This window comes from [Flexibacter] sp. ATCC 35103 (assembly GCF_001975985.1).
Taxonomy (GTDB): domain Bacteria; phylum Bacteroidota; class Bacteroidia; order Flavobacteriales; family Flavobacteriaceae; genus Flavobacterium.
This window is the reverse complement of record NZ_MTQF01000003.1, coordinates 72,495-95,694: the sequence shown is the minus strand read 5'-3', so window position 1 is coordinate 95,694 and position 23,200 is coordinate 72,495. Positions and strand designations below refer to the sequence as shown.

General features: G+C 35.2%; 18 protein-coding genes. 14 read left to right on the top strand and 4 right to left on the bottom strand.

The genetic code is table 11. The annotated features are described in order from the left end of the window. Nucleotides 1–162: 162 nt before the first annotated feature. Complete coding sequence (locus tag BXU01_RS04725; RefSeq protein ID WP_083691955.1) at nt 163–1,779, top strand: S8 family peptidase; 1,617 nt, start codon at nt 163–165, stop codon at nt 1,777–1,779. 61 nt (nt 1,780–1,840) lie between these two features. Next, complete coding sequence (locus tag BXU01_RS04720) at nt 1,841–3,721, top strand: M1 family metallopeptidase (protein WP_083691954.1); 1,881 nt, start codon at nt 1,841–1,843, stop codon at nt 3,719–3,721. Between the two features lie 72 nt (nt 3,722–3,793). Here the strand turns inward: BXU01_RS04720 and BXU01_RS04715 are convergent, their stop codons facing one another. Beyond that, entirely contained in the window at nt 3,794–4,735 is a 942-nt protein-coding gene (locus tag BXU01_RS04715; protein WP_083691953.1) for an L-threonine 3-dehydrogenase, read from the bottom strand. A gap of 486 nt (nt 4,736–5,221) precedes the next feature. On the opposite strand from BXU01_RS04715, the gene BXU01_RS04705 reads away from it, so the two are divergent. From BXU01_RS04705 to BXU01_RS23735, 8 genes are all read left to right on the top strand, one after another. Next, on the top strand, nt 5,222–5,821 hold the full coding sequence (locus BXU01_RS04705) for a hypothetical protein (RefSeq protein ID WP_083691951.1): 600 nt from the start codon (nt 5,222–5,224) through the stop codon (nt 5,819–5,821). 18 nt (nt 5,822–5,839) lie between these two features. Continuing rightward, entirely contained in the window at nt 5,840–9,205 is a 3,366-nt protein-coding gene (mfd, locus tag BXU01_RS04700; RefSeq protein WP_083691950.1) for a transcription-repair coupling factor, read from the top strand. A 211-nt stretch (nt 9,206–9,416) separates the two neighbouring features. After that, nucleotides 9,417–9,971, top strand: coding sequence for a DUF5683 domain-containing protein (locus BXU01_RS04695; RefSeq protein WP_083691949.1), 555 nt, complete (start codon nt 9,417–9,419; stop codon nt 9,969–9,971). 55 nt (nt 9,972–10,026) lie between these two features. Further along, nucleotides 10,027–10,905 carry a helix-turn-helix domain-containing protein gene (locus BXU01_RS04690; RefSeq protein ID WP_083691948.1) on the top strand — a complete coding sequence of 293 codons (879 nt, stop codon included), beginning with the start codon at nt 10,027–10,029 and terminating at the stop codon, nt 10,903–10,905. A gap of 102 nt (nt 10,906–11,007) precedes the next feature. Then, nucleotides 11,008–11,994, top strand: coding sequence for an aldo/keto reductase (locus BXU01_RS04685; protein ID WP_083691947.1), 987 nt, complete (start codon nt 11,008–11,010; stop codon nt 11,992–11,994). Between the two features lie 78 nt (nt 11,995–12,072). Further along, on the top strand, nt 12,073–13,410 hold the full coding sequence (locus BXU01_RS04680) for an alpha/beta hydrolase fold domain-containing protein (protein WP_083691946.1): 1,338 nt from the start codon (nt 12,073–12,075) through the stop codon (nt 13,408–13,410). A 37-nt stretch (nt 13,411–13,447) separates the two neighbouring features. After that, the gene (locus tag BXU01_RS04675; RefSeq protein WP_206196605.1) at nt 13,448–14,437 is read left to right on the top strand and encodes an amidohydrolase family protein; all 990 of its coding nucleotides are present in this window, start codon (nt 13,448–13,450) and stop codon (nt 14,435–14,437) included. A 46-nt stretch (nt 14,438–14,483) separates the two neighbouring features. Next, the gene (locus tag BXU01_RS23735) at nt 14,484–15,185 is read left to right on the top strand and encodes a hypothetical protein (protein WP_206196604.1); all 702 of its coding nucleotides are present in this window, start codon (nt 14,484–14,486) and stop codon (nt 15,183–15,185) included. 77 nt (nt 15,186–15,262) lie between these two features. Here BXU01_RS23735 and BXU01_RS04665 read toward each other — a convergent pair whose 3' ends face one another. Then, on the bottom strand, nt 15,263–15,787 hold the full coding sequence (locus BXU01_RS04665) for an alpha/beta fold hydrolase (RefSeq protein ID WP_083691945.1): 525 nt from the start codon (nt 15,785–15,787) through the stop codon (nt 15,263–15,265). A gap of 27 nt (nt 15,788–15,814) precedes the next feature. Then, on the bottom strand, nt 15,815–16,147 hold the full coding sequence (locus BXU01_RS04660) for an alpha/beta fold hydrolase (RefSeq protein WP_083691944.1): 333 nt from the start codon (nt 16,145–16,147) through the stop codon (nt 15,815–15,817). Nucleotides 16,148–16,358: 211 nt separating this feature from the next. Between BXU01_RS04660 and BXU01_RS04655 the strand changes: the two genes are divergently transcribed. The 4 genes from BXU01_RS04655 to BXU01_RS04640 all read left to right on the top strand — a co-directional run bounded on the left by BXU01_RS04655 (nt 16,359) and on the right by BXU01_RS04640 (nt 19,535). Then, on the top strand, nt 16,359–16,925 hold the full coding sequence (locus BXU01_RS04655) for a Crp/Fnr family transcriptional regulator (protein ID WP_083691943.1): 567 nt from the start codon (nt 16,359–16,361) through the stop codon (nt 16,923–16,925). 111 nt (nt 16,926–17,036) lie between these two features. Then, nucleotides 17,037–17,654 (top strand): nuclear transport factor 2 family protein, encoded by a 618-nt coding sequence (locus BXU01_RS04650; protein WP_083691942.1) that lies wholly within the window; start codon nt 17,037–17,039, stop codon nt 17,652–17,654. 11 nt (nt 17,655–17,665) lie between these two features. After that, entirely contained in the window at nt 17,666–18,673 is a 1,008-nt protein-coding gene (locus BXU01_RS04645) for an amidohydrolase family protein (protein ID WP_083692691.1), read from the top strand. A 19-nt stretch (nt 18,674–18,692) separates the two neighbouring features. Continuing rightward, the gene (locus BXU01_RS04640) at nt 18,693–19,535 is read left to right on the top strand and encodes an alpha/beta hydrolase (RefSeq protein WP_083691941.1); all 843 of its coding nucleotides are present in this window, start codon (nt 18,693–18,695) and stop codon (nt 19,533–19,535) included. Between the two features lie 117 nt (nt 19,536–19,652). Here BXU01_RS04640 and BXU01_RS04635 read toward each other — a convergent pair whose 3' ends face one another. Continuing rightward, nucleotides 19,653–23,015 (bottom strand): Ig-like domain-containing protein, encoded by a 3,363-nt coding sequence (locus BXU01_RS04635; protein ID WP_083691940.1) that lies wholly within the window; start codon nt 23,013–23,015, stop codon nt 19,653–19,655. Nucleotides 23,016–23,200: the final 185 nt, after the last annotated feature.

Sequence of the window (23,200 nt, the reverse complement as noted above, 5' to 3'; positions counted from 1 at the left end):
TCTGACCTTTATTATAAGGTATAACAAATTGATCCGTATTACAAAGTTTTTGAAGTTCTTAAATATTAAAACAAAAATCATAACACAGTGTTAATCGTTAGTTTTATGTAACAAAAAATCATAATTTAGGCGCATATTTTAACTTTTATTAAAAATAGATAGATGAGTCCTATAAAAATAAATACTTTATCTGCTTTTGCATTACTTGTTTTAGCAGGTTGTAGCGCTACTGTACAAGCGCAAGTTTCAACGCCAAGAGAGCCTCTTATTGCTCCAATGGCAATTGTAAAAAAAGCACCCCTTAGCGAGAATGAATTAAAAAGATGGAGTCATCTTGATTTAGTCAAAGATTCAATTCCGGGAATGAGTGTTGATAAGGCTTATGCCGAATTATTGCAGGGAAAAAAAGGTGTAAAAGTAATTGTAGGTATAGTAGACTCAGGAGTTGATATCGAGCATCCGGATTTACAGGGAATGATCTGGACAAATCCTAAAGAAATTCCGGGTAACGGAATCGATGATGATAAAAATGGTTTTATTGATGACGTACACGGATGGAATTTTCTTGGAGACGCCGTTCATGAAAACCTTGAATTAACCCGTATTATAAAAAAAGGTGATGACGGTTCTGCAGCGTACAAAAATGCTTTGGCACAATATGAAGAGAAATCTAAAAAAGTTGTAGAAGACAAAGAACAAGTAGATTTTTTAATAGATGTTCATAATACTATAAAAAAAGAGTTAAATAAAACATCTTATAAATTAGAAGATTTAAGTGCTATTACTTCAACAGATCCAAAAGTTTCAAGAAGTAAAATGATTATGACTCAAATCCTGACAAACGCCGGACCTACTTTTGATCCGGAAGCAGAGTTAGAAGATTATAGAGAATCTGTTTACGATCAGTTCAATTATAATTTGAATAAAGATTATGACGGAAGAAAAATCGTTGGTGATAATCCGGATGATATTAAAGATGCTCATTACGGAAATAATGTAGTTTTTGGTCCTGATAAAGAAAAAGCACTTCACGGAACTCACGTTGCCGGAATTATTGCACAGGTTCGCGGGAATAATTTAGGCGGAGACGGTGTTTCAAACAATGTAGAAATCTTAACTGTTAGAGCCGTTCCGGACGGAGATGAGTATGATAAAGATATCGCTTTGGCAATTCGTTATGCAGTTGATAATGGAGCAAAAGTAATCAACGGAAGTTTTGGAAAAAGTTTTTCTCCTCATAAAAAATGGGTTTATGAAGCTATAAAATATGCTGCCAAAAAAGATGTTTTAATTGTACATGCAGCAGGAAACGACGGGTATGATATCGATAAAACAGAAAACATCAATTACCCAAATGATTCTGAAGATAACGTTAAAGAATTTACAAACAACGTCATTACAATTGGTGCAATCAACAAAGCATATGGAGAAAATGTAGTAGCTGCATTTTCAAATTTCGGAAAAATAAATGTAGATGTATTTGCTCCGGGAGAAGAAATTTATGCAACAGTACCAAATAATAAATACAAATATTTACAAGGAACTTCAATGGCATCTCCAAACGCAGCAGGAGTTGCTGCATTGATACGTTCATATTATCCAAAACTAAAAGCAGCTCAGGTAAAACAAATCCTTATGGATTCTGGAGTAGCGCTTCCTGCAACAGTAGTTTTAGGAGGAGATCATGAATCAAAACCAGTTTCTGAAACTTCAAGAACAGGTAAAATGGTCAATGCTTATAATGCTTTATTAATGGCAGAAAAAATGTCTAAAAAATAAAACAACACACATATTAACCTAATGGAAGAGCTATTGCTCTTCCATTTTTATTGAAAAAATGATGCGTAAAATTATACTATTTTCTTTTTTGAGTTTAGGCCTAAACTCGGCATTTGCCCAAAGTGCCCCATATTGGCAACAACATGCTGATTACAAAATGGAGGTTTCGATGGATGTAAAAAACTATCAATACAAAGGAAAACAAGAATTGGTGTATACCAATAATTCTTCTGATACTTTAAAAAAGGTATTCTATCATTTATTTCCAAATGCTTTTCAGCCGGGAAGCGAAATGGATGCCCGCCTGCATACGATAAAAGATCCGGACGGAAGAATGGTAACCAAAGTAAAAGATGCTGAAGGGAAGGAAACAAAACAAAGCCGAATTGAAACCTTAAAACCAAACGAAATTGGATTTCTAAAAATCACTAATTTCAAACAAGATGGCGTGACAGCTCAAACAAGAACTTCAGGAACCATTCTTGAAGTAACTCTGGCTAAACCAATCTTACCAAATTCGAAAACAATTTTTACATTAGATTTTGACGGACAAGTGCCGGTACAAGTTCGCCGTTCAGGACGCAATAATTCTGAAGGGGTAGAATTGTCAATGTCACAATGGTATCCTAAATTGGCCGAATTTGATTTTGAAGGATGGCACGCAGATCCTTACATTGCAAGAGAATTTCACGGTGTTTGGGGTAATTTTGATGTAAAAATTACAATCGATAAAGATTATACTATTGGAGGTTCAGGATATTTACAAGACAAAAACGAAATTGGTCACGGTTATGAAGATGCCGGTGTCACCGTAACTTATCCTAAGAAAGCAAAAACATTAACATGGCATTTTATTGCGCCAAACGTTCATGATTTTACCTGGGCCGCAGACAAAGAATATACGCATGATATTGTAAAAGGACCCAATGATGTCGATTTGCATTTCTTTTACAAGAACAATCCAAAAACAACTGAAAATTGGAAACAATTAGAGCCTTTAATGATAAAAGTGATGGATTATTACAACAATAGAGTTGGGGCTTATCCGTACAAACAATACTCATTTATTCAGGGTGGAGATGGCGGAATGGAGTATGCAATGTGTACTTTGATGTTAGGAAACGGAACACTTCAGGGAATTCTGGGAACTGCAACACACGAATTAGGACATTCCTGGTTTCAGCATATTCTAGCTTCAAACGAGTCAAAACACCCATGGATGGATGAAGGTTTTACAACCTACATCGAAGACAGCGCTTTGAATGAATTAAAAGGAGATAAAAAAGAAGTAAATCCGTTTAAAGGGAATTATACAGCATATTATCAATTAGTAAATTCCGGTAAAGAACAGCCTCAGGGAACTCATGGTGATCGTTACGACGAAAACAGACCGTACAGTATTTCAGCTTATGTAAAAGGAAGTATCTTTTTATCGCAATTAGAATATGTAATTGGAAAAGAGAATGTTGATGCCACTTTAAAAAGATATTTTAACGATTTCAAATTCAAACACCCAACTCCAAACGATATTAAAAGAACAGCAGAAAGAGTTTCGGGAGCTGAGTTAGACTGGTATTTAATCGACTGGACAGAAACGACCAATACAATTGATTACGGAATCAAAGATGTAGCAGATAATGCAGGAAAAACAACTGTAAGTTTAGAAAGAATAGGTAGAATGCCAATGCCAATAGATTTAACAGTACAATATACAGATGGAACTTCTGAAACTTTCTACATTCCGTTAAGAATGATGAATTTCATTAAACCAAATCCAAACCCGGATGCAAAAAGAACAGTTTTAGCTGATTGGGCGTGGGCGCAATCCAACTACAGTTTTACAATTGATAAAAATAAAACGGCGATCAAAAAAATCATTATCGATCCAAGCGGATTAATGGCAGATGTAAAACCTGCAAATAATGTTTTTGAAGTGAAATAAGCTTTATTAAACTCCATAAAAAAAGTCTCGTTTAATTACTAAACGAGACTTTTTTATTTTTATATCTTAGGATTATTTAGCTAAATGATCGAGCATATCCTTTGTCATCGATTCAAGATCAAAAGTATGTTTCCAGTCCCAGTCTTTTCTGGCTTCAGTATCATCAATACTTGCTGGCCAGCTATCTGCAATTTTCTGACGGAAATCTGGCTCATAAGTAATCGTAAATTCAGGAATATGTTTTTTGATTTCATTAGCAATTTCAGTAGGCGTAAAACTCATTGCCGCTAAATTGTATGAAGAATGTATTTTTATTTTCTCGGCCGGTGCCTGCATGATATTAATGGTCGCATCAATTGCATCATCCATATACATCATTGGCATTTTAGTTTCAGACGATAAAAAGCATTCGTATTTTTTATCAGCAATCGCCTTATAGAAAATATCAACAGCATAATCTGTAGTTCCGCCACCCGGAGGTGTAGACCAGCTAATTAAACCAGGATAACGGATGCTTCGAACATCAACTCCATAAATATTATGATAGTATTCGCACCATCTTTCTCCCGCTTGTTTACTGATTCCGTAAACCGTAGAAGGTTCCATAACCGTATACTGAGGCGTATTTTCTTTTGGAGTTGTTGGTCCAAAAACAGCAATACTTGAAGGCCAGAAAATCTTTTTTATCTTTTTTGCTTTAGCCAAATTCAAAACATGAAATAAAGAATTCATATTTAAGTCCCACGCAAATGCAGGATTTTTTTCGGCTGTAGCCGATAAAAGTGCCGCCATCAAATAAATATCTGTAATTTGATGTACTTCGACAAGATGTTCGATTTGATTGAAATCTAAAGCATTGACCACTTCAAACGGACCTGAATTAACAACGTCAGTATTTAATTTTCGAATATCAGAAGCAATTACATTGTCTGTTCCGTATAATTTACGCAGTTTTTGAGTCAGTTCTGTCCCAATTTGACCGCAAGCGCCAATGATCAATATTTTTGGATTCATTTGTGTTGTTTTTTAGATACGCAAATATAACGTTTTCGCAAATATTTTTACTTTTCAGAATAACAAATTATAAATTTAACAATGATGAAGTTCGTTTTTTGGATTATTCTCTGTGAGTGTATTATTGCAGGTTTTAATTTAAAGATGAATTTAGCCACAGATTTGGCTGATTAAACGGATTAACGCAGGTTGTTTTTTACCGCAAAGTTCGCTAATTTATTTCGCGCAAAGTCGCAGAGCCGCAAAGAAAAACTTAAAAAGAAAAAACTTTGCGGCTCTGCGACTTTGCGCGATTTAAAAAAACCTTTACGCACTTTGCGGTAAAATTTTTCAGATAAAGATTTAAAAAAGTAATCCGCGTTAATCCGTTTAATCAGCCAAATCTGTGGGCAAAATAAATAACCATGATTTATAGAATCTTTAGCAAAAAACAGCATTCGTAATTGTAAATTTACTTTGTAACTTTGTAGCTTAATGTTTTACCAAATGAAATATAAAATATCTCTTTTTCTACTTTTTGTTTTTGTGTTGAATTCATGTCAGAATGAAGATGAAAAACGTCGTGCCGAAAATGAAAAAGAAGCTAAAAAAAAGGAAGTTATTTTTGATAATATCAATAAAGGCTGGGTATTTATTGACGAACCTATCAATGAAATTTCAGAACAAAAAGCAAGTTCCTGGAATGAATGGCGCGATTTTTTAAAAGAAATTGGAGATAAACCAAGAAAAACAATTGGAGCGTTCCAAAAAAAGTCAACTGCGATTGCTAAAAAAGCAATGGCTTTAAACGAAAATATTCCTTCAGAATTTAATGTTCCTGCGATAAAAAGCCGAATCTCTATTTTGATTACCAAAATAAAAATGATGGATTTATTCATTCACTTAAATCAAATTCCATCTGAAAAAGTGACTTTTTTAATAGGGGAAATCAATAAAGAATTAGTTTCTCTGGAAAGACAAATGGATAATATTATTGTAAAAAGCAAGATTCCGAAAGAACAAGGAGAAGAAGATTTCTTAAAAATGTTAGATACAACACGTGCGATTCCTAATACAAAAAAAGACCCGCTCCTGGAAGACAAATAGATCAAAATACACTACAAGTTGAGTAAAAACGCCTTATATACCATGTATGATAATCTGCCAAAAAATCAGCAGATTGCCACACAATTATTAGAACAAAATCAGATAAAAATGCATCTTAACGGATTGTTAGGATCTGCAGTTTCATTTGTAATTCGTGCAGTTTTTAAAAAGACCGAGTTGCCTTTTTTAATTGTTTTAGACAATAAAGAAGAAGCCGCTTATTATTTGAACGATCTCGAACAAATGATTGGTGAACAGGATGTTTTGTTTTATCCTGCTTCATTTCGCCGCCCTTATCAGGTTGATGAAACAGATAATGCCAACGTTTTATTGCGTGCTGAGGTTTTAAACCGAATTAATTCCCGCAAAAAACCAGCCATAATTGTTACGTATCCTGAAGCTCTTTTTGAGAAAGTAGTGACGCGCCAGCAATTAGACAAAAACACGTTGAAAGTCGCTTTGAACGATAAAATTTCGATCGATTTTATCAACGAAGTTTTGTTCGAATACGAATTCAAAAGAGTTGATTTTATTACAGAACCGGGCGAATTTTCGGTTCGTGGAGGTATTGTCGATGTGTTTTCATTTTCTAACGATCATCCGTACAGAATTGAGTTTTTTGGTAACGAAGTAGATAGTATCAGAAGCTTCGATGTCGAAACGCAATTATCTGTAGAAACCCATAAAAAAATCACGATAATTCCGAATGTCGAAAACAAGATATTTCAGGAAAATCGTGAAAGTTTCTTAGATTATATTGCTGAGAAAACGGTTCTTTTTATTCAAAATACAGACGGACTTTTTAGTCAGTTAGACAAACAATTTGCTAGGGCAGAAGAAGCTTTTGAGAAGCTTTCGGGCGAAATAAAACACGCCACGCCGGAACAATTATTTTTAAATCAGGCTTCGTTTATCAAACGTGCTTTAGATTTTTCGGTTGTAGAATTGGCTTCAAAACCCATTTTTAAAACCACAAAAACGTTCGATTTTCATATTCAGCCACAGCCCTCTTTCAATAAACAATTTGATTTGCTGCTGAATAATTTAAGCGACAATCATTTCAACGGATACAAGAATTATTTGTTCTGTTCTAATGAAACGCAGGCAAAACGTTTTCACGATATTTTCGAAACTTTAGACGAAGCTAATTCAGAGAATATTCGCAAGCAATATCATACCGTTGTACTGCCTTTATACCAAGGTTTTATCGACGAAGAAAATCAAATTACCGTTTATACAGATCACCAGATTTTTGAACGTTATCATAAATTCAACATTAAAAACGGTTATTCTAAAAAGCAAAATATTACGCTTAAAGAATTAACCGCACTTTCGGTTGGCGATTATGTAACTCATATCGACCACGGAATTGGAAAGTTTGGCGGATTGCAGAAAATTCAGGTCGAAGGCAAAACGCAGGAAGCCATAAAACTGGTTTATGCCGATAATGATATTGTGTATGTAAGCATTCACTCGCTTCATAAAATTTCGAAATACAACGGAAAAGACGGAACGCCGCCTAAAATTTATAAGTTAGGATCGAACGCCTGGAAAATTTTAAAACAAAAAACCAAGGCGCGCGTCAAACATATTGCCTTCAATCTGATTCAGTTGTATGCAAAACGAAGATTGGAAAAAGGTTTTCAGTTTGCACCGGACAGTTATTTACAAAACGAATTAGAAAGTTCGTTTATTTATGAAGATACGCCGGATCAAACTAAATCGACTGCAGAAGTAAAAGCCGATATGGAAAGCGATCGCCCGATGGATCGTTTGGTTTGTGGCGATGTAGGTTTCGGGAAAACGGAAGTTGCGATTCGTGCTGCTTTTAAAGCAGTAGATAATAGCAAACAAGTTGCTGTTTTAGTTCCGACAACTATTTTGGCTTATCAACATTACAGAACTTTTACTGAAAGATTAAAAGATATGCCGGTTTCAATTGGTTATTTAAACCGATTTAGAACTGCCAAACAAAAAGCGCAAACCCTAAAAGATTTAGCCGAAGGAAAACTGGATATTGTTATCGGGACACATCAATTGGTAAATAAGAATGTAGTTTTTAAAGATTTAGGTTTATTGATTGTCGATGAGGAACAAAAGTTTGGAGTAAACGTAAAAGATAAACTAAAAACCATTGCGGCAAATGTTGATACGTTGACCTTAACTGCAACACCAATCCCGAGAACGCTTCAGTTTTCGTTAATGGCAGCAAGAGATTTATCGGTAATTACAACGCCACCGCCAAATCGTTATCCTATAGAAACAAATGTTGTTGGTTTTAATGAAGAAGTAATTCGTGATGCGATTTCGTATGAAATTCAGCGAAACGGACAAGTTTTCTTTATTAATAACCGAATCGAAAATATAAAAGAAGTGGCCGGAATGATTCAGCGTTTGGTTCCAAATGCAAGAGTCGGAATTGGTCACGGACAAATGGAAGGCGCCAAACTCGAGGAACTGATGTTAGGTTTCATGAATGGAGACTTTGATGTTTTGGTAGCCACAACCATTATCGAAAGCGGTTTGGATGTGCCAAATGCCAACACGATTTTCATCAATAATGCCAATAATTTCGGATTATCAGATCTGCATCAAATGCGTGGACGAGTTGGCCGAAGCAACAAAAAAGCATTCTGTTATTTCATCTGTCCGCCATATTCTTCTATGACCGAAGATGCGAGAAAACGTATTCAGGCATTGGAACAATTTAGCGAACTGGGAAGTGGTTTCAACATTGCGATGAAAGATCTTGAGATTCGTGGTGCGGGAGATTTATTAGGTGGCGAACAAAGTGGTTTCATTAATGAAATTGGTTTTGACACGTACCAAAAAATCATGAACGAAGCCATCGAAGAATTAAAAGAAAACGAATTCAAAGATTTATATCCGGAAGAGAATGATATTGAAACCAAAGAATACGTAAAAGATCTACAAATCGATACTGATTTTGAGCTCTTATTTTCTGATGAATATATTAATAATGTAACCGAACGTTTGAGTTTATACAACGAATTGGGTTCTGTGAAAAATGAAGCCGAATTAGTTATTTTCCAAAATAAATTAATTGACCGTTTTGGTCCAATGCCTCCGCGTGCCAATGCTTTGATGAATAGTATTCGCATCAAATGGATTGCCACAAACATAGGTATAGAAAAATTGGTGATGAAAAAAGGTAAAATGATTTGCTATTTTATCTCAGATCAACAGTCAGATTATTATCAGTCTTCTAAGTTTAGAAAGGTTTTACAATTTGTACAAAAATATAGTAATCTTTGTCAAATGAAAGAAAAGCAAACACCAAACGGTTTACGTCTTTTATTGACTTTTGAGAATGTAAAATCTACCAAAAGAGCTTTGGAATTGATGGAGATGTTGGGAGAATAAAAGAAAAAAATAGCCACGAATTTCACGAATTTGCACTAATTTAAAAAGGGAAAATTAATTTTAATTCGTGTTCATTCGTGAAATTGCTTCGCCTGTTCGCTATCGCTCGGGTCGTGGCTAAAAAAATCTTAAGTTTTATTTATCTTTTATTTAAGAAAAACCTTAGAACTAAAAAGTTTTCTTTGACTCAAAATTTCAAAGCCAACTTTTTATGCAATATCAATTTACACTTCTGTTTTTATTTTTAGGATTAACGTCAATTTCAGCTCAGGAAACCAAACAAATTATTTCAAAAGATACTCTTAAATCAGAAACAATTGATCCGCTTCGTCCCGCGAAAGCAGCATTTTATTCCGCTATTTTTCCGGGTTTAGGGCAGATTTACAATAAAAAATACTGGAAACTTCCGTTGGTTTATGGAGCAATTGGCACAAGTGCTTATTTTTATATCGACAGTCAGAAAAACTACAAAACTTATAGAGACGAATATAAAAGCAGATTGGCAGGAAATATAAGCAGTTCAGAATATATGGCTAACTTAAGCGAAAGTCAGTTAGTTTCTGCACAAAAGCAATTTCAACGCAATAGAGATTTATCCGCATTATTTATCGTTGGATTTTATGTTTTAAATATTATTGATGCCAATATCGATGCTGCTTTATCTCAATTTAATGTAAGCGAAAGATTAGCCTTTAAACCATCAATAAATTTCAAGAACGAAAACCTGCAATCTAATTTTGGATTTGCCTGCACATACACTTTTTAATAGGTTTACTTTTGTAGCAGAATTAGTTTAGAATCATTTTTAAAGCGAAACTATAATGAAGGAAATTAAAAAACTTGGTATAGTTGATATCACTGAAAAATTTGGTCTGGACATAGAGTTTAAGGATTTTATTTTTAAACCTCAGGAAATTACACCCAATCGTCATTTTGAACCTCATCGTTCTGAGATGTACAGCATTGGACTTGTTCTAAAAGGGGAAGCTGAATTTATTGTAGGATTAGAAAACTATCAGCTCAAAGCGCCGTATATTGTTATGGTCGCACCGGATGAAGTGCGAAACTGGATTCTTAACAAAGGCGCAATCGAAACCAAAAGCCTTTTCTTTACCGAAGATTTTGTAGTTTCAGGATTGATTGATACTTTATTTTTAAAGAAATTTTCTTTCTATAAAAGAAACGGACAACACGCGATTCCTTTAAATACGGAAGATTTGGCTATTATTCAGGCGTTATTACTTCAAATAGAACAAAAGAAAAATTCTGATTTATCTAATAAATTAGAAAGTATTCAGGCCTTATTACGTGCTTTACTTCTGGAAATTGAAGGATTATACGACATTAAGACCAAAAAAGAACACAATGCCTATTCAAGATCCTATTACCTTACCGAAAAATTTAAAGAGTTATTGGCTGAAAATTTCACAGAACATCGTGAAGTTTCTTTTTATGCCGAAAAACTTTTTATAACGGCAAAACATCTTTCTCAAATCATGAAAAATGAAACCGGAAAAACTGTAAGTGAGATAATTAATGAGATTGTTTGCCTTGAGGCCAAAGTTTTATTGCAAACAAAAGCATTGAGCATTGCTGAGATTTCGGTACATTTAAACTTTGCTACAGCTACTTTTTTTGGTAAATTCTTCAAACGTAATACCGGAATAAGTCCTTTAGAGTATAGAAAAGGATTATCTTAATAAAAATACGACATTTAGAACTTTTTAACGGCAGTTTAGACCTTCTCTTGCCTCTTTGTACATAATACCTTTGTTTTATTAAATTAATTAAATCGAAGAATTATGAAAACGAGAAAATTAGGAATAAACGGACCAGAAGTTTCTTCCATATCTATGGGATCCAGATTAATAATTGATGATCCGGCATCTTTGCAAACAGCAAAAAAGCAAACCATAGAAACACTACAATATGCAATTGATTCAGGAATTAATTTTTTAAATACTGCTGATTTCTACGGAATGGGAATGAGCGAACTTATTCTAGGTGAAGCCATAAAAGATCGTAGAGATAAGGTTTTTCTAAGCGTAAAAACTGGCGCATTACGAGATCATAAAGGGCATTTTTTAGGATTGGACGGAAGACCAAATGCAATCAAAAATTTCTGTGCGTATTCTTTAACCCGACTAGGCGTTGATGAAATAGATTTGCTTCAGCCTTCTCGTATCGATCCCGATGTGCCAATTGAAGAAACTGTTGGCGCCATAAAAGATTTAATCGACGAAGGAAAAGTTCGTTATGTAGGACTTTCAGAAGCCAATGCAGAACAATTGGTGCGAGCGAATAAAGTACATCCCATTTCAGCCTTAGAAATCGAATATTCATTAGCCACCCGATTTATAGAAAACGAAATTTTACCAACTGCACGAGAACTTGGCGTAAGCATTGTTCCTTATTCTGTTTTGAGTTATGGTTTATTGACCGGAAATTTGACTTTTCCATTACCTAAAGGCGATTATAGAAACATGCTTCCGAGATTTCAGGAAGAAAATCGCGCCCATAATCTACAATTAATCGAATTTTTGAAAGATATGGCAAGCCAGAAAAACATATCTGCAAGTCAGCTTGCATTGGCTTGGGCATTGCATCAGGGCGATGATATTATTCCGATTGTGGGAATGAACAAACCAAAACGTGTAGATGAAAATATCGAAGCATTGTCTATAGAATTATCTGCAGAAGAACTGAATTTACTAGACAAAACCTTCGCCATTGGTGCCATGAAAGGAGATCGTTATCCTGCAGCTTTGCAAAAAATGGCCGCTTCTTAAAAGTAGTTTTAACAAATATTGAGGTTTTGATTTCTAAATTCAAAATCTTTTTTTATTCACATATAAACTACTACTCTCATGATAAAGATATTCAAAAAAAGAATCAATTCAGCCACTATAGCGATTATGTTATTGTTGATTGCTGGTATTGTTTACGCTAAAGATTTAAGAATTATGAACACTAAAGAAATTTTGCCAGTAAAGGAATTACAGAATGCTTTTATGTACGACAGACCTAAAGCTGAAAAACTTTATAAAAACAAAATGGTAACTATAACAGGCGTTGTGGTTTATGTAGGACCGGATGTTTATGGACTGCCATCAATAGAAGTATCAGATAAAAAAGATGGGGCATCAATGGCACTTTGTGTACTTCCGATTTCGGATTATCTCAAATTACGAAAATATTCTAAAGGACATACACTTGTAATTAAAGGAGAAGCCCGTGATATTTATAAAGAAAGTATTGTAATTGTAAAGGAATGTAAAGTAATTGAAGAAAAAGGTAAAACTTATGGTATGAAAACAATTTCAAATGAAAAAGAACCAAGTACTGAAAGCCAGCAATTAGAAAAAAGACTTTTTCTTGCAGGAGTAAAAAACAACACATTTGCTCAGACAGTTAAAAATGACAGGGCAAAGCCGGCAACAAAACCAACACCCGAACTTTATAATAAGTACGATATAGCATCAGAACTTATAAATGGACAAAATGTTTGGACGATAGCGCCTAAAAAATCAATCAATAAATATTTCTTCTTCATACATGGAGGAGCTTATGTTTCAACTTATTTTCCGGAGCATTGGGTGTTCTTTGGTAAATTGATCGAAAGAACAGGCAGAACAGTGGTAACTCCTGATTATCCTCTGGCACCAGAACATCAATATGCAGAAACTACTGAAATGGTATATACCGCATTGCTTAATTTAATTAATGAGGTTGGAGCAGAGAATGTTATTCTAATCGGAGATTCTGCCGGAGGAGGAATGGCTTTTGCGCTGGCTCAAAAATTAAGAGATGAAAAAGACGTACAACCTTCTCAAATTATACTTTTATCTCCGTTGCTGGATATGACCAAATCCAATCCCGAAATAGTAGAGGTTGATAAATACGATCCTATTTTATCAGTCGAAAGATCAACGGAATGTAGCAAAGCATACGCAGGAAATACAGATCCGAAAAACTATTTGCTAAGTCCCATTTATGGTAATATCAAAAATCTGGCTCCTATTATTCTTTTTACAGGAACGCATGACATATTATTTCCGGATTGTAAAAAACTAAGTCAAATGGCAGAAAAAGAAAACGTCGATCTGACTTATTGTGAATACAAAGACATGCTCCATGTTTGGCTCATATTACCAGTCCCGGAAGCTGATGAAGCATTGGATCAACTAGTAGGCTTATTGGTATAAAGAGAACTAAATTATTCAATTAAAAAATAGAAGAAAAATGAAAATCATAACATTAGAAGAGCACTTTATAGATGTTGCAATTTCAAAAGCTTCAGCAGATGCCATAGAACGTTTGGCTCCAAGTCACAGAGCAGCATACAGCAATTACCCAAGTCATGCCACTTTTGATAAAATGACTGATTTAGGTCCTATTAGAATAGCCGATATGGATGCTAATGGTATCGATATACAGGTTTTAAGTATTGGTGGTCCCGGAATTCAACTAATTGCACCAAAAGAAGCCGTACCACTTGCAATAGCATCGAACGATAAATTAGCAGATGCAATCAAAGCAAATCCGGATCGTTTGGCAGGTTTTGCTACTTTACCAACAACAAATCCTCAGGCAGCAGCAGATGAATTAGAAAGAACGGTTACAAAATTTGGATTTAAAGGGGCAATGATCAGCGGAGCAACCAACGATAAGTTTCTGGATGAAGATGAATTTAGTCCGATATTAGAAATGGCAAACAAACTAAAAGTGCCCATTTATTTGCATCCAACAACAATCATGAAATCCGTACGCGATAGTTATTACAATTGCAAAAAACCGGATGTTAGTGCAAGATTCGCCGCTTCGGGTTGGGGATGGCATATGGAAGTTGGTGTTCATATTGTACACATGATCCTAAACGGCACGTTTGACAAATATCCAAATCTGCAAATGATTACAGGACATTGGGGCGAATTTGCAGCTTTATTTCTGGATCGAATGGATGAACAAATGCCACAAGAAATAACAGGTTTAGAACATACTATTTCTCATTATTATCGCAATCATGTGCACATTACACCAAGTGGTTTATTTACAATGCCGTTGTTTAAATGTGCTCTTGAAATGGTGGGAGCAGATCGTATTATGTATTCTGTAGATTATCCTTATGTTGGAAATGAAGGCGCAAGGGCTTTTCTTGAAAATGCTCCGGTTAGCCAAGAAGACATCGAGAAAATTGCTTACAAAAATGCAGAGAAATTATTGAATTTGTAATATCCAAGGGCAATAATAAAACAAAATGTAAGCTCGGATTAAAAAAATGAAAAAGATGAAGATGTCCGGAAAATTAGGAGCATTGATTTTAATGATTTTGTTTGCAAATGCTGCTTTAGCACAATCCAAACAAAATAAAATGTCAAACAAAGTAAAAAACACATCTATGACAGATTACGAAGCGATTAATAACCTGATTGTATCAGAAAGAATCTATAGAGCAAGTCATCGTAATGAAGAACTGGCAAAGTGTTATGCCGATGATGCAAAAATTAATACCAGTTGGCAAAGCGGAGGAGTAAACTCTTTTATTGGCAAAGGCTCTGATGAAGTCGTAGCAGAATTACCTATGGTGAATCGTTGTGGCGGTGCGCTAATCTATCAAAATGATAATAAATCATTTGTAGAATATCCTACAACAACTACTCGTGGCGTATATGTAAATGATGTCGAGGCTACATTAACATCTTATATGCGTTTACTTTATCGTGTAGAAAAACGTAACGGAGAATGGAAAATTACAGCAATGACTTCTATAAATGAGTCTGATGCATTGACTCCTGCAATTCCGGGACAAGACTTGAAGATTAATCCAGCGGATGTAAAAGGTCTTCGTCTTTCTTATCGATGGCTTTCTTATACGCGTCAAATTGTTGGAGGTACGATCAGTCAGGATCTTCCAGGTACAGACAGACCAACAGAAGTAAAGAAAATTTATGATGAAGAACTGGGTTGGCTAAACAAATAAGAGTGATGTAGAAAAGTATAAATAAAAAATGCCCTCAAAAAAATCTAGTTTTTTAAGGGCATTTTCATTTTGTCTATTTACAAAAGATTTTGAATTTCTTTATCTAAAAATTCATTAAATAACTTAGAAGAATCTTGCTGAATAAAATGATTTGGACAAGGAATAATAATATGTTTTCCGCCAGTTAATCTCGCAATCGCTTTACAGCATGCATCTTGAGAAGCACTGTAACCACCGGAAATAACATAAACAGGAATACCTTCGGCTTTTACAATATCTGCGGCTGCACGCATTTCTTGTGGTGTTCCTAATACAGCATTAAGAAGCGCACATCCTAAAGCTTGTGCACTTTCCGGATGAGCTTCCAGAGCTGCAGCCGAAGGGTTCAAACCTCCATCAATAGCTTGTCCCATACATTCTGAAAAAAGTCTGGCAAAATCTCCGGGACTTTCTGCAGCCATCAAAGGAGCCGAAACAACTTGCAAAGCTTCCTGAATTTCAGGTAATTTTAAACCTTCTATATCAGTTGCTAATATGGGTTGTAAAGCGGGTTCTATTAATATTAATGATTGAACTGCTTCAGGTCTGATTGCAGCAGCCAATAAAGCTTCGGCACCACCAAATGAATGTCAAACAAGGTGAGAACCTTTTCCTAATTCTTTTGCAATCCAAATCGCATCAGCAGTTTGACTATCTGCACCACGCGAAGGACTTTCTCCAAATCCGGGTCTGTTAGGCACTCGTAGTTTATAGCCTTTATCTGCAAGTTCACGTTGATTCATAAAGTTAATTGGTCCTCCGCCTAAACCGCCCTGAACTCCTCCATGAATTAGAAGCACTGTTGGTCCTGAATTTCCCCACTCCGTAATATGAATTGGATGCGTTTCCGGTGTAATTTCTCTTGCATCCTGTTTTTTATCGCATTGTTGCTGTAAAAATTCTTTCTTTTCATCTAATGTCATAGCAATATTTATTTATAGGATTGTTTCCTTTTATTTTGACCAAAATTAAGATCGATAAAACTCCTGCGCATTGACAAATGTCAAAAAATATATAATTTTTTTCTTACTTTTAAACTCTGTGACAATTAATTTTATCCTATATTTATAGGTCACTAAAATTACTTTAATTATTGTTCAATTAGTGGTTAAGCATGTTATTACCAATATTCTCATGACAGATATATTTAAAGATTTTATTACGAAACTAGCAGAAGTTAACACGCAGGATATGAATAGAATAATGTCTTGTATTACTGCTCATAAAGTAAAACGAAACACCATTATTTTATCTCAGGGAGAAGTATGTGATAAATTTTATTTTTTAGAAAAAGGCTGCATGCGTACCTATTACATCACAAAAGAAGGTCAGGAAAAAACAAGATTGATTTCTTTTGACAATACTCCCGTAACTGCCCTCACGAGTTTTATTAATCAAAAGCCTTCAATTGAATATATTGATGCTTTAGAAGATTCAGAATTATTGTCTATTTCTCATTCCGATTTTTCTATTCTTTTAAATGAAATTCCGAGTTGGGGATTATTCTATAGAAGAATGTTAGAATTAGCCTTTACTTTCCAAAATAACAGAATAGAAGATTTGGTTACGCTTTCAGCCAAAGAACGCTACGAAAAACTTTTAAAAGAGCAGCCTCATTATATTCAACGACTTTCTAATAGAATTATCGCTACTTATTTGGGAATTTCTCAGGAAACTTTAAGCAGATTAAAATCCAAATAATCCTTTTTGACATTTGTCAATGCACAGGGTTTTCTATCCGCCTAATTTTGTACTATAAATCATCAGAAACCAAACTGATGCAATCTATAACAAAATTAAAAAGAGGGAATTATGAAAACGCTGTTAAGAAAACCATCCGGAAGTACTTTAGAAAACGTAATTGATAAATTCAGTATTAAAGAACTTATAGAATTTGAACGTTTTTGCCGAGACAATGCGCAATGGGAAGAAATGAAGAAATGTTTTGCCGAAAATTCTACCGTAACAATTTCATGGTTTAAAGGATCTGGACACGATTTCGTTGAAGCTTCAAGCAAAATGGAAACTTATGCGCCTCACAAATTATTCGATACTTTAATCTGGCTGAATAAAGATAAAGCCGTTGCGATTACAATGGCGACAATTCAGATAAGACAGGAAATCCAGGGACATTTATTAGAATTAAGTTCTGATGTGAAACTTTTATACAAAATACAGAAAATAAATGGTCTTTGGTCTATTATTTCTATGGAAGGAATTTATGAAAAAGATGCTTTAATGCCTGTTTCTCCTGCTGATGGTATTACAATTCCGAAAGAAGAAATTGCCAAATTCAGAACAAGTTATGCGAATATGTCTTATGCTTTAAGCCAAAGTGGCTATCCTATAAATAGTAATTTGCCTGGAATTGACAAACCGGAAAGTGTTGCAAAACTGTACAAGGAATCTGAAAATTGGTTAAACTCTTAAAATTAAAAAAAATGAAAATTATTACAATAGAAGAACATTTTAGCTCGCCAAAAATCAGTGACAAAATGAAACAGTTTCAGCCAAAAAGTAATGATGCTGAAAAAAATAAAGACATGCAGGAATTAATAAAACATTTTTTACCCACAAATGATGATATTGAAGATGTTGGCGTACGCAGACTTAAATTTATGGATGAGAGCGGTATCGATATGCAGGTCATTTCATATGGCGGAGGAAGTCCACAAGGAATTACAGACCCTAAAATTGCAGTTGAACTTTGTGCTGAAGCCAATGATGAATTAGCACATTTAATCAAACAAAATCCAACCCGATTTGCCGGTTTTGCCGCTTTGCCAGTTGCTGATCCTGTTGCAGCAGCAGCAGAATTAGAACGTGCAGTAAAAAGTTTAGGTTTTAAAGGAGCTTTATTGGCGGGAACTTTTCAGGGGAAATTTTTTGATGAAACTGAATTTTTTCCAATTTTTGAAAAAGCGGCTGAACTAGATGTACCCGTTTATTTGCATCCCGGAATTATTGAAAAAGGAGTCGCAGACCATTATTTTAGAAATGATAATTGGTCAAAATTAGTAAACGGGGTTTTTCCGGCTGCAGGTTTTGGCTGGCATATGGACAGCGGAATTCATGTAATCAGAATGATTCTTTCGGGAGTTTTTGATAAGTTGCCCAATCTAAAATTGATTTCAGGACATTGGGGAGAATTTGTTCCTGCTTTTCTGGAAAGATTAGACGAAACACTTTATCCTGAGATTACAAATTTAAAACGTACGATTTCAGAATATTATAAAGAACACGTTTATATCACACCAAGCGGAATTTTCTCTGAAACTCAACTTCAGTTTGCCATTGCACAAATGGGAGCAGACCACATTATTTACTCAGGAGATTATCCTTATTTGATAAAAAACGAAACAGGAGATTTTCTTAAAAACGCTTCAATTTCTGAAGAAGACAAAGCAAAAATAGGACACTTGAATGTAGAAAAATTATTGAATTTATAATTCTTAAAATACAAAAGAAATGGAAAATGCTAAACAACCAATAGAAGGTGTAACAACAGGAATACTAAATGTAGCTGGAGCTGAATTGTATTATGAAACGAAAGGAAACGGACCAGTTTTATTAATGATTCCAGGAGCAAACGGAGATCATTTTATCTTTACACCCATTCGCGAAATATTATCTAAAACATTTATGGTGGTAACCTATGATCGCAGAGGATTCTCAGGTTCTAAATTAGTAGGTGAACAAGATTATACACATCGTATCAATACTGATGCAGATGATGCTGCAGCTTTAATTAAACATTTAACGAGTGAACCGGCTTTTGTATTCGCAAGCAGTTCAGGAGCTTTGGTTTCGCTTCAATTGATGACGCTTCATCCTGAAATTATAAAAGCGCTTGTTCCGCATGAACCAACTGCTTTAAAATATCTTCCGGATGGTGAAAAATGGAAAGCGACGACTCAGGAAATTTATGATCTTTATATTAAAGAAGGGGAAGGTGCGGCTAAAGAAAAATTCGTAAATGAATTGATTCCGGAAACCCAAGATGGTGAATACATGAAATCAGGAAAAGGACCAGAAACACCAAATACAAAGTACTGGTTCAAACACGAAGTGAGACAATATCCATCGACTGATTTTGACACCATCAAACTGGAAGAAAACAAGGATAAAATTATTTTCTGTGTAGGAAAGGATTCTGTAAATACAATGCCGGCATGGCCTGTTACTAATCTGGCAAAACAATTTGGAACCGAAGTTTTATATGTTCCGGGTGGACATTTAGGATATGCGCTTCATGCGGTGGAGTTTGCAAAAGATTTACTTGAAGATTTACAAAAAAGAGGAAAGCTTTAATTTTTTGCCACAGATTAAAAGGATTGAAAAGATTTTATAATCTGTGAGAATCTTTTTTAAAACAAAAATGGCGTATGAAAATCTCATACGCCATTTCTTTTTATAACTAAATTGAAGTTATTTAACAATCAACTTTTTAGTCACATTCAAACCTTTAGAATTTATAGTTACGATATAAATTCCTGATGCTAAATGATGATTAATTTGTCCTGAAGTCGAAAGTTTTTGAGTTAAAACAGTTTTGCCGTTCATGTCAGAAACTGTAATTAAAGCTAAATCTCCCGATTCTAATTCAGGCAATGAAACATTAAATTGGTTGTCTGTAGAAGGATTTGGATAAATGCTTACTTCTTTTTCTGTTGCAATGATTTCTTCTGTTTGAAGAGAAGATTTGGCACTTAAACCTGAAACTGTTGTAGATTCTAATTGCCATTGTGCACTAAACCAACCATCCTGAGAGTTTCCGTATTGAGCAGAACCAGTTTGATTTTCAACATGGATAATATTTCCGGTTTGCCATCTGTTTCTGATTCTAATCCAGGTTCCGTCGATATAATCACTTGACCATTGTGCACTCCAGAAAGTAGTATCGGTTATATTAGACTGAACATTTCCGGTTTGATTTTCGATATTCATCAATTCTCCAGTCGCTACATTTTTAAGCACAAAATAAGTGGCATCTATAGCGATTTTTTGCCATTTGTAATTGTTATTCGCAATCGTTGCACCGTAACCTACATTTGCTCCGGCATCAGATAAATAAGCACCAGTCCATCTGTTTTTGATCGTGTAATATGTTCCTGTTGCAGTCGAAACGGTAATAGAAACTATACTTGTTTTGCTTCCGTCAACGGTTGTAACCGTAATAGTGGCTGATCCGTTTGCTACGGCAGTTACGAATCCAGAACTATTTACAGTTGCAACTGCCGTATTACCAGAACTGTAATTTACAGATTTGTTTGTTGCATTTGCAGGAAGAATTGTTGGAGTCAATTGTTGTGTTCCGCCAACAGATAATGATGCTGAGGTTGGGCTCAAACTCACACTTGTTACTGCTACATTTGTAGCATTTACAGTTACTGCACAAGTTGCTGTTTTTGCTCCATCCTGAGTTGTTACGGTTATTGTTGCAGAACCTGCACCTACAGCGGTTATTAATCCGGAACTATTTACAGTTGCTACAGCCGTATTACTTGAACTATATGTTACAGCTTTATTGTTTGCTGTTGCAGGCGCAACTGTTGGCGTTAATTGCTGTGTTGCTCCAACTAACAATGTTGCTGTTGTTGGAGATAATGTTACTCCTGTAACTGCTACAACTGTTCCCGGATTAGAATCGTACCAAGTTGTATTCATGTACCAACCTATTTTGTTTCTGCTTAAATCAGCAGATTGACTAGTTCCGTCATTAAAAATTAAATTAGTCGAAGTTACATTGGTAAACGTATAACTGTACCAACCATTTCCTGCATCAGTCATATTTACGCCTGGCCATGAAGCATCAGCTAAAACGCCTGTTGGTAAAGTACTCCAATAATAAATTTTAATTCCGGTTCCCCAATTTGATGGTTTGTAGAAATAAACCGTGAAATTAGTATTCGCGTTTACAGTAATGGCTGCAATTGCAGTTTTGCTTCCGTCTTGTGTTGTTACAGTAATATTTGCTGTTCCTGTTGAAACCGCTGTTACTAATCCGGATGAATTTACAGTTGCAACGGCTGTATTGCTGGAACTCCATGTTACAGTTTTGTTTGTTGCATTTGCCGGAGCAATTGTAGCCGAAAGCTGTTGTGTGTTTCCTGCATATAAACTTGCTGTTGTTGGCGAAACACTTACTGAAGCAACCGGAATTGCTGCAACTGTTATAGCTGAAGTTGCTGTTTTGTTTCCGTCAACTGTTTTAACCGTAATAGTTGTTGTCCCTGCTGAAACCGCTGAAACTAATCCAGATGCATTTACAGTTGCTACAGCTGTATTGCTTGATGTCCAGGTTACGTTTTGGTTGGTTGCATTTGCCGGAGCAATTGTTGGATTTAATTGTTGTGTAGATCCTAAACCAACAGTTGCTGTTGCAGGACTAACTGAAACTCCTGTAACGGCTACAGTCGCAACATTTGTATTGGTTAAAACAATATATTGAAAAGCATTAAAAGATTGGGTAGCTCCCGAAACCAATGTTACGTTAGCACCAGTATAAGCATCTTTATAAGTTCCTGCCAATGCAGCCGGAATCACAAATGTTTTACTGGCATTTCTAAGATTGGTCATTACAATAACTTTCTCAGTTCCTAATGTTTTTGTAAAGGCACAGATATCATCACTGGCATATGGCGTCATTGTACCACGACGGATGGCAGCACTGCTATTTCTAAAGTTAAGAATCTTGGCAAATTCGGGTGTAGCAGCAGTATTGCTCCAGTTTATTTTTACGCTGGTATAAGGCCACGGAATTACCTGATTGAATGCTACTTCTTGTCCGCTGGTTAAAAAAGGAACACCTTTCATATAACCCGAAACTAAGAAATTGGCGACTACTCCGGCATTACTTTTAAATACAGTAAAAGGAGCGGTATCGCTGTTGTTTTCTGAATCATGATTTGCAGTCCATCTCACTTCTTGCTGACTTCCTGTTGCATACGTATATTCCATGTCATTTGTGGTTTGGAATCTTGTAGAAACCGGACCTCCGCCTGCAACATTTTTTAATGCATCATAAAACCATTTATCACCAAAATTCATATCAAATCCTGCCTGAAAATTTTGTAAACGATCTCCTTCGGCAAGCATCAATAAGTTATGAGAAGTAATACCTCTTAAATTGCTGATAATTTCTGTCCAGAAATCAATAGGAGGATTATTAGCAAAATCACAACGATATCCATCAATATTAGCTGCAAAGATCCAATAACGCATGGCATCTTTCATTGCAGCACGAAGCGCGGTATTGTTAAGATCCAGCGCGGCTATATCAGAAAAGTTTGCCAGCTGATTGATTGTTGTTCCGGTTCTTTGGTAATATTCCGGATGAGATACCGTCCAGGGATGATCCCATGAAGTACCGTTTACAGCAATGTCAAGCATTACTGCCATACCTTTGGCATGGGCTGCATCTACCAGATTACGCATATCTGTAAGCGTTCCGTATTCAGAACCTACAGATTTGTAATCTTTGATACAATAAGGAGAGTTGGAACTTCTTGAATCAGTTCCGTAAGGATAAATGGGCATTAAATAAAGCACATTGATACCAAGTGATTTAATTCGGTCTAAATCAGATGTAACTGCGGCTAAAGTTCCGGAAGCACTATGCGGACGAATGTGAACCTGATAAATATTGGCATCTCTCGGGTCCGGAACTCCTGTATATGGCGTACCATATTGAGCCGGATCTTGGGCATACACTGAACTTGCAAATAGTAACAGAAAACAGACTATTGTTTTCGTGAAATGAAATACTCTAGTGGTAATTTTGTTTTTCATAATTTTTGTTTTTTATGCTTGTCAGCATTTCTAACTAAAATTCATTCTCACTTGCATTGTTTTTAAATTTGACAAACATTTTGTGGTTAATAGTTTTGTAGTAAAATTTTTAATTTTTGCTCAGAAATGAGCGTAAGTTTCTGCCCCGAATTCACGAATTAAGTATTTATTTTAAAATCTTAATT

What these genes read in the sequence shown, in the direction of transcription:
- BXU01_RS04715 (WP_083691953.1), bottom strand. Translation starts at nt 4,735, where the DNA reads ATGAATCCAAAAATATTGATCATTGGCGCTTGCGGTCAAATTGGGACA.
- BXU01_RS04635 (WP_083691940.1), bottom strand. Translation starts at nt 23,015, where the DNA reads ATGAAAAACAAAATTACCACTAGAGTATTTCATTTCACGAAAACAATA.
- BXU01_RS04690 (WP_083691948.1), top strand. Translation starts at nt 10,027, where the DNA reads ATGAAGGAAATTAAAAAACTTGGTATAGTTGATATCACTGAAAAATTT.
- BXU01_RS04660 (WP_083691944.1), bottom strand. Translation starts at nt 16,147, where the DNA reads ATGACATTAGATGAAAAGAAAGAATTTTTACAGCAACAATGCGATAAA.
- BXU01_RS04725 (WP_083691955.1), top strand. Translation starts at nt 163, where the DNA reads ATGAGTCCTATAAAAATAAATACTTTATCTGCTTTTGCATTACTTGTT.
- BXU01_RS04640 (WP_083691941.1), top strand. Translation starts at nt 18,693, where the DNA reads ATGGAAAATGCTAAACAACCAATAGAAGGTGTAACAACAGGAATACTA.
- BXU01_RS04650 (WP_083691942.1), top strand. Translation starts at nt 17,037, where the DNA reads ATGAAAACGCTGTTAAGAAAACCATCCGGAAGTACTTTAGAAAACGTA.
- BXU01_RS04645 (WP_083692691.1), top strand. Translation starts at nt 17,666, where the DNA reads ATGAAAATTATTACAATAGAAGAACATTTTAGCTCGCCAAAAATCAGT.
- BXU01_RS04680 (WP_083691946.1), top strand. Translation starts at nt 12,073, where the DNA reads ATGATAAAGATATTCAAAAAAAGAATCAATTCAGCCACTATAGCGATT.
- BXU01_RS23735 (WP_206196604.1), top strand. Translation starts at nt 14,484, where the DNA reads ATGAAAAAGATGAAGATGTCCGGAAAATTAGGAGCATTGATTTTAATG.
- BXU01_RS04685 (WP_083691947.1), top strand. Translation starts at nt 11,008, where the DNA reads ATGAAAACGAGAAAATTAGGAATAAACGGACCAGAAGTTTCTTCCATA.
- BXU01_RS04720 (WP_083691954.1), top strand. Translation starts at nt 1,841, where the DNA reads ATGCGTAAAATTATACTATTTTCTTTTTTGAGTTTAGGCCTAAACTCG.
- BXU01_RS04705 (WP_083691951.1), top strand. Translation starts at nt 5,222, where the DNA reads ATGAAATATAAAATATCTCTTTTTCTACTTTTTGTTTTTGTGTTGAAT.
- BXU01_RS04655 (WP_083691943.1), top strand. Translation starts at nt 16,359, where the DNA reads ATGACAGATATATTTAAAGATTTTATTACGAAACTAGCAGAAGTTAAC.
- BXU01_RS04675 (WP_206196605.1), top strand. Translation starts at nt 13,448, where the DNA reads ATGAAAATCATAACATTAGAAGAGCACTTTATAGATGTTGCAATTTCA.
- BXU01_RS04695 (WP_083691949.1), top strand. Translation starts at nt 9,417, where the DNA reads ATGCAATATCAATTTACACTTCTGTTTTTATTTTTAGGATTAACGTCA.